Genomic DNA, 6,688 nt, shown 5'->3' on the forward strand with positions numbered 1-6,688 from the left:
AGGTGTTAAAGTGCCAGGATCGCAGAGTTGGTCTATGCAGCATTCGTTAGAGCGAATCAATGAAGAAGGCGCTGGCGCCTTAGTAGTTTTAGGTGGCCCGGCTGTTGACTTGGAAGAACGCTTGGCAGGATTTTTTGTGAACAAGCCAGCACCTTCGCAGACAGGAACGGGGGCGTATTTGACAGTGGGCACAGGCTCTCAGATCTTGCGTGATTTAGGCGTGACAAAAATGCGCCTATTGAATCCACCTGTTAAGTTTTCAGCTATTTCAGGTTTCGATTTGGAAGTGGTTGAATTTATTCCATATACAGCTTCTTGATGAAGTGGCTATTGAAATAAAACGAAACGAATTTTAAGAACGGTAACATACTAAAGAGAAAGGTCTTATGCGAAATATTAAAACCTATGAAGGTGATTTTAGAGATACGACGGGTGCAAAGTTTGCGATTATCGTGACACGATGGAACTCCTTTGTGGTAGAAAGCTTGCTAGAAGGTGCGGTGGATTCTTTGGTACGTCACGGTATTGATGAGAGTGATATCGAGATATTCCGCATTCCTGGCGCATTTGAAATGCCTTTAGCCGTGAAACGTGTTGCTGAAACTAAAAAGTATGACGCAGTGGTTGCTTTAGGAGCGGTGATCAGAGGCGGTACGCCTCACTTCGAGTATGTTGCTGGAGAGTGTGTGAAAGGTTTGGGTGCCGTATCATTGGATACAGGTATTCCTGTTGCCTTTGGCGTTCTGACGGTGGACACCATTGAGCAGGCGATTGAACGTGCCGGCACCAAAGCGGGTAACAAAGGTGAAGAAGCTGCGATGTCAGTTCTAGAGATGGTTCAACTATTTAAACAGTCAGGTATTTAAGTGAGCGAATCTAACCCTGCCGCAGGCGGTCAGCCTGTAAAGAAAACTGGAACGGCACAGCGTAAGAAGGCTCGAAAGTTGGTTCTTCAGGCGCTATATCAGTGGCAAATTTCCGGCTCCAGTATTGCTCAGGTAGAAGCAGAGTTTCGTACCGATCATGACTTTGATCGTATCGACTCGGCTTACTTTCGTGAAGTCTTTAGCGGTATACCTAAAGAAGTGACAGAATTGGATCAGGCAATTGAGCCTTTTCTGGATCGCGCAATTGTGGATGTTGACCCGGTAGAGATGAATGTTCTGCGTATGGGTGTCTTTGAATTTAAGCACCGCATTGATGTGCCTTACCGTGTGGTTATTAATGAGGCTGTTGAACTGGCTAAGTCATTCGGTGGTACTGATGGCCACAAGTATGTGAATAGTATTCTTGATAAGCTCGCCTTGCGTTTGCGCGCGGCTGAAACACGTCATAAACCCTCTTAGTGTTATAGCAACTTAGTTGATCCGATGCCATCTGCTCCTTCTGAATTCCAAATAATTAAACGGTATTTTGAAGGAGTGGGGCCTATCGATAAGCAGCTCGTTAACCAGGGTATAGGTGACGATTGTGCTGTCATTAACCCTCCTGCGAATAAGTCTCTGTGCTTCTCACTTGATACTATGGTTGAGGGGCGGCACTTTCCCAAGTCGGCACCGCCGCAACAATTGGCTATCCGAGCAATGTCTGCGTCATTGAGTGATTTGGCTGCAATGGGGGCGTCACCAGCATTCTTTACCTTGTCTTTGACGCTTCCTGATTCTGACCCGGATTGGCTTGAAGGCTTTTCAAGGGGGCTCAAGTATATGGCGGAGCGTTATCAATTGAGCCTCTTGGGCGGAGATACAACGCGAGGGCCATTAACTATTGGTATTCAGGTGCATGGTTTTACAGCTCAAGACAAAGCGCTACGTCGTAGTGGTGCTACAGAAGGCGAGGTGTTGGTTGTGACAGGGTGCTTGGGTGATGCGGGTGCTGCGCTAGACCTGCTGGATAAGAGTGCGCTTAGTGGCGTTGAGGAATACCTCCTGGGTCGATACTATGCTCCCACGCCAAGATTTGCAGAGGGCTTATTGATCACCCCCTACGCGAGTGCTTGTATTGATATCTCGGATGGTTTGCTAGCTGATGCAGGGCATATTGCTGAGTCTTCTTCATGTGGCCTAAGGATTGACCTGGACGCCTTGCCCTTGTCGAAAGAATTGCGTGAATTTTCTAAAGATAGAGCTGCGCTACTGGCACTGACTGCAGGAGATGACTACGAGTTACTTTTTACGATCCCTGAGGAAGGTTGGCAGGTATTGGAGTCGAAGGCTGAGGCGAGTGCTTTCACTAGAATAGGGCGGGTTGAGCCCAAGAGTTTTGGTGTTAAGGTCTTTTCTGGTGAGCAGGAAGTCGAAATAGAGAGAAAGGGGTTTCAGCATTTTGAGTAAGTTACCGCAAGGTTTTTTAAAGAATCCGGCACACTTTGCTGCTTTTGGTTTTGGTAGTGGTTGTGCACCGAAGGCACCCGGGACAGCAGGAACATTAATGGCGATTGTTCCTTATTTATGGCTGCAGCATTTAGCCTTAGAGTGGTACTTGGTGGTTATTGTGCTGAGCTTTGTTGTTGGCTGTTGGCTGTGTGCTAAAGCTTCCAAAGCCTTGGGTGTTCATGATCATGGCGGAATTGTTTGGGACGAGTTTGTTGGCTATTGGATAGCAATGATAGGCGCGCCGAAAGGCTGGTTGCCTATTGTACTAGGCTTCATTCTGTTTCGGGTTTTTGACATTTGGAAACCGCAGCCGATTAAATATCTGGATCAGCATATCCATGGTGGTAGCGGTATCATGATTGATGATGTGATTGCTGGCCTTTTTGCTCTAGTGATTCTGCAAGTTCTCTATTTTAGCTTACCGGGCTTGTTCTGAACTTCGATTTCTAGCGCATTATTTCTTAATGCGCTAGTTCACTTTGCAGAATGCTTTAATGGGCTGTTTCTTTGGTATAGGGAGTTGGCAGTTTGTTGATGATTTTTAAAAAGCTTTGCAGGCTATCCCGGGCTCTTTCTTTATTTGCATAAGGCCCGCTATCGAAGCCTTCACGAGTAGAAAAGTACCACTTATTACCAACACTGAAAAAGCGACTGCTGCGAAAAGGTATTTCCCCTTGTTCGCCTGTGCGGTGTGAAAGATCGGCTTGTTCATTCATTGGTGTATCCTCCAATTAATACTTGTCGTTGTTGTTATTTTACTTAACTGTATAACAAATTCCCGAAAAATCAATTTGTTGCCAAGAGGTGTGCTTGGAGGCACAATGCTGTCAGTTATTCTTCCACTTAGAGGCGTTTATGTATCGATTTTTTCAAGGCTTAAGAAGGCCAAAGTTTTTAGGTTTAGTGTTAAGTTTAGTTTTATTGAGTGCTTGTTCTGCTTCAAATAAGGTGGTGCAAACCTACGAAGGAAATATATTGCCTCAGGATCAGTTAGCGGTAGTGCTTGCTCCAGAAAATATAAGTCTGATTTCTGTTAATGGGCGAGAGGTTCCTACTTATCTGTTAAGTAATATTGAAACAAAATATGGCCTGAGAGCCGGTCTTAACCAGCTTGTATTCAAGTACGAAAGTATCTGGGCGAAGCCTGGTCCTCAGACAAATGGAAATAGTAGGTCAGAGAAAACCGAGTCACAGTTAGTGATGCTCGAGTTTAATGCTCTGGCAGGGGAGTCATATAACTTTGTATATGCCGAAGCGGATAATATCAGAGAGGCTCGTAGCTTGGCTTCAAACTTCTCTGCATCGCTTGTTGATAAGGTGGGGCAGGAGCTTGCTGTTTCAGTCCCCTATACCGAGAAGAGCTCGGCTAATCAGAAGGTTTTCGTATCCGGGAAGGTGACTGGCGCCGACTCAGGCTTGAGTGAGTCAAAAAGTGAAGCTGCTTCCAGTCTGGTCTCGCTGAAAGAGCTTTGGGGGAAGACTAGCACTGAAGATAGAAAAGCCTTTTTGGTTTGGGCGTTTCAGGAGTAAAAAAGCGCTAAGTCGGCTTAGGTCGAAGAGCTGGCTCTACAGCTTGCCGCTATTTTCCTACGCAAAAGATGTTGCTGACTAAGCCGGCAACATCTTCGATAAAACCAGTCTTGTTTGTATTTGGCTCACTCAGATCAATATCGGTGCAATCTGGTATTTCTGTTTCGCTACTTAGAATCGTTTCTATCGCTGTCTGAAAGTATTTTTCAAAGGGTTGCTTAAGGGACAGTGCTTCAGGGTTGTAGGTGCAGGTGACACTGTAATTGCCGTTATAACTCACAATCATCAGTGCTAAACCAATACCGTCAAATAAAGGCGCAGTGCTAATAAATTGTGTTAATTCTGCATTTTCAAAGTAGAGCGGGAATTGAGGGCCAGGAATGTTAATGATCGGTAAATTGAACATCGGCTTATGTTTCTGTGCCAGTAGAAACTCAGAATAAACTCGTGCAGACAGTCCCGCAATGCAAGAGGGAACGAGTTCGGTCAAGTGGCTGGCTGATATTGCTGAGTCGTAGTGATTTTCCAAGGTTGCTGCCTTGTGAATCATGCAAATTCGCTTTATCGGGTCCTGCTCTGTGCTAGCAAGTGAGAATAATGTGGCGGCTAGCTGGTTTCCGGACTTAACGTCGAGGCTTGTTGAGCGAACAGATATCGGTGCTAGCGCAATAAGGTCTGATTCGGACTCGGCTTCCATATCTCTAAGATAGCTGGCAATGGCTTCGGCGCAGATCCCCATGACAACGTCATTTGTTGTGACTGAGCCAAGGCCTTTCTTAATCGACCTTACTTGATTGAGAGGAATCTCTATATTCTCGATCGCACGAGACTTGCTGATCTTTTGATTCATTGGTGTGTCGGCAACCTTCATCAGACTAGATGGAAGGTTGAGAGAGGAAAGGCGCTCGGTGATAACGGAGTAAAATGCCGAGGCAGCCGTGTCTTTTGCCAGTAAAGTGAGTTTTGCCGGAATATTAAATACGTTGTTATAGGCTGCTCCTAGCCAGGAACCTGTGTCGGGTAGAGGGGTTGGTGTCCAGTCTTGATCTGATTCAGGTTTTGTCACTTCAGGGCTGACATGAACTAACTGGCTTAGAATATCTTCACCACTTACTCCGTCAATAGCTGCGATGTGAACCTTCAGCAGAAGAGCGAAGTGTTCTTGCTCGTAGCTTTTGCTTGGGTCAACTTGCAAATCCTCAATATATCTAGCTTCCCAAAGAGGGCGAGTCCGGTCGAGCGGCGCACTAAAAAAGTCGGCTGCGCTATTGAGTAGCGTTTCTTTCTGGCTTAATTTGTCGTGGCTGATATGTCGGGCGGCGTCAAAGTCCGGGTCGTCAGTCCAGACGGGTAGGTCTAGATTGAGAGGGTATTCGACTAAGCGCTCACGAAAGAATGGTTCATTCCCGAGTTTTGACTGGAGTACACGTTGAAAGTGCTCAAAATCAAGTGTGTTGTCGCCTTTAGGGCGCTGGAATACGAAAACACCACCTACGTGGAGAGGGGTGTGTTCGGTTTCCAGATATAAAAACGAAGAATCAAGTTCGGACAGCTGCTGCATTCATCAGGCTCATGTTTATACTTTTAATGTTTATAGTATATCGAAGCTTTGTGCGATGGAATAACTTATTTGTCTCTCTGGACTGCAAGCTTTGCCAGCCCAGCAAGTGCTTCTTTATAAACGCTGCCTGGAAGAATACCTAGGCAGTCGCATGCTTTTTGACAAGCTAGATCAGCCTGCTTTTTAGTGTAATCTAGCGCGCCACTATTTTGTACAGCGATACAGATTGCATCGAGCTGGCTTGCGTCACCATTACGGATGGCTTTACGAATTAGAACTCGCTCTTCTTCACTGCCGTTTTTCATAGTGTAGATCAGCGGCAAGGTTGGTTTGCCCTCGGCCAGGTCATCGCCGACATTCTTGCCCATTGTCTCGGCGTCGCCAATGTAATCCAGCATGTCGTCAACCAGCTGGAATGCTAAGCCTAGCTGCAGGCCGTATTCCTTTAAGGCTTCTTGTTGCTCAGTACTTGCGTTTGCAAGCAGAGCTGAAGAGTGAGACGCTGCCTCAAATAGCATTGCTGTTTTATTTTTTATGACTTCAAAATAGGCTTCTTCTGATACGTCAGGGTTTTTGCAGTTCATTAACTGGAAAACTTCCCCTTCGGCAATGACATTGGTTGCATTCGATAGCACTTCCATAACCGGAACGCTGCCGATATCGACCATCATTTGAAAAGCTCTCGAGTACAAAAAGTCGCCGACTAGTACGCTGGGAGCATTGCCCCACTTGGCATTGGCAGTAGAGCGCCCGCGGCGCATGTTTGATGTGTCGACAACGTCGTCATGTAATAATGTGGCTGTATGCAAAAACTCGATAATAGTGGCTAGTTTGCATTGATCCTGACTAGCTTCCCCTAAGGCTCTGCTGGTAAGAAGGACTAGTAAGGGGCGCATACGCTTACCACCGCTTTCGACGATATATTGCGCAATTTTTTCTACTAAGGGGACATCTGAAGATAACTGGGAAGTGATAAACTGGTTTACTTCACTGAAGTCTTTTTCAACGCTGTCGTAGATTGCCTGAATTTGCATATTGAATATCTTAAAATAGAGCCGACTAAAATTGGCTGACATGCTAGGGGGGCTGTGCTTGTCTGTCAAGAATTACTATCCGCCATACAATAATTAAAGTCTTGTTTTGGCTAGAATGTGCTTGCAACACTTGGTTGAATAAAATACAATTGCGCGCCCTAAAAGTCATGGGTGTTCTCAGTGATAGG

Annotated in this window: 8 protein-coding genes and 1 pseudogene; 6 read left to right on the forward strand and 3 right to left on the reverse strand. The window is 45.9% G+C overall.

The features are described from left to right. The 5 genes and pseudogenes from A3763_RS09395 to A3763_RS09415 form a co-directional block, all read left to right on the forward strand. Nucleotides 1-319 (forward strand): annotated as a pseudogene (locus tag A3763_RS09395) (bifunctional 3,4-dihydroxy-2-butanone-4-phosphate synthase/GTP cyclohydrolase II); the annotation flags it as partial. A 67-nt stretch (nucleotides 320-386) separates the two neighbouring features. Beyond that, nucleotides 387-866, forward strand: a complete 480-nt coding sequence (gene ribE, locus A3763_RS09400) for a 6,7-dimethyl-8-ribityllumazine synthase (RefSeq protein ID WP_068511375.1) — start codon at nucleotides 387-389, stop codon at nucleotides 864-866. Then, a complete protein-coding gene (gene nusB, locus A3763_RS09405) occupies nucleotides 867-1,346 on the forward strand; it encodes a transcription antitermination factor NusB (protein WP_068511377.1) in 480 nt (159 codons plus the stop codon). It begins immediately after the preceding gene. 24 nt (nucleotides 1,347-1,370) lie between these two features. Further along, on the forward strand, nucleotides 1,371-2,333 hold the full coding sequence (gene thiL / locus A3763_RS09410; protein WP_068511379.1) for a thiamine-phosphate kinase: 963 nt from the start codon (nucleotides 1,371-1,373) through the stop codon (nucleotides 2,331-2,333). Beyond that, nucleotides 2,326-2,811, forward strand: a complete 486-nt coding sequence (locus tag A3763_RS09415) for a phosphatidylglycerophosphatase A (RefSeq protein ID WP_068511380.1) — start codon at nucleotides 2,326-2,328, stop codon at nucleotides 2,809-2,811. Before thiL ends, A3763_RS09415 begins: the two co-directional genes overlap by 8 nt. 55 nt (nucleotides 2,812-2,866) lie before the next feature. Here the strand turns inward: A3763_RS09415 and A3763_RS09420 are convergent, their stop codons facing one another. After that, entirely contained in the window at nucleotides 2,867-3,091 is a 225-nt protein-coding gene (locus A3763_RS09420) for a DUF6316 family protein (RefSeq protein ID WP_068632937.1), read from the reverse strand. Nucleotides 3,092-3,230: 139 nt separating this feature from the next. Here A3763_RS09420 and A3763_RS09425 point away from each other — a divergent pair, with 139 nt between their 5' ends. Beyond that, on the forward strand, nucleotides 3,231-3,905 hold the full coding sequence (locus tag A3763_RS09425) for a DUF2057 family protein (RefSeq protein WP_068511384.1): 675 nt from the start codon (nucleotides 3,231-3,233) through the stop codon (nucleotides 3,903-3,905). Nucleotides 3,906-3,954: 49 nt separating this feature from the next. Here A3763_RS09425 and A3763_RS09430 read toward each other — a convergent pair whose 3' ends face one another. After that, nucleotides 3,955-5,466, reverse strand: coding sequence for a wax ester/triacylglycerol synthase family O-acyltransferase (locus A3763_RS09430; RefSeq protein ID WP_068567565.1), 1,512 nt, complete (start codon nucleotides 5,464-5,466; stop codon nucleotides 3,955-3,957). A 65-nt stretch (nucleotides 5,467-5,531) separates the two neighbouring features. Continuing rightward, nucleotides 5,532-6,500, reverse strand: coding sequence for an octaprenyl diphosphate synthase (ispB, locus tag A3763_RS09435; RefSeq protein WP_068632939.1), 969 nt, complete (start codon nucleotides 6,498-6,500; stop codon nucleotides 5,532-5,534). Nucleotides 6,501-6,688 lie beyond the last annotated feature (188 nt).

Source organism: Oleiphilus sp. HI0128, assembly GCF_001635365.1.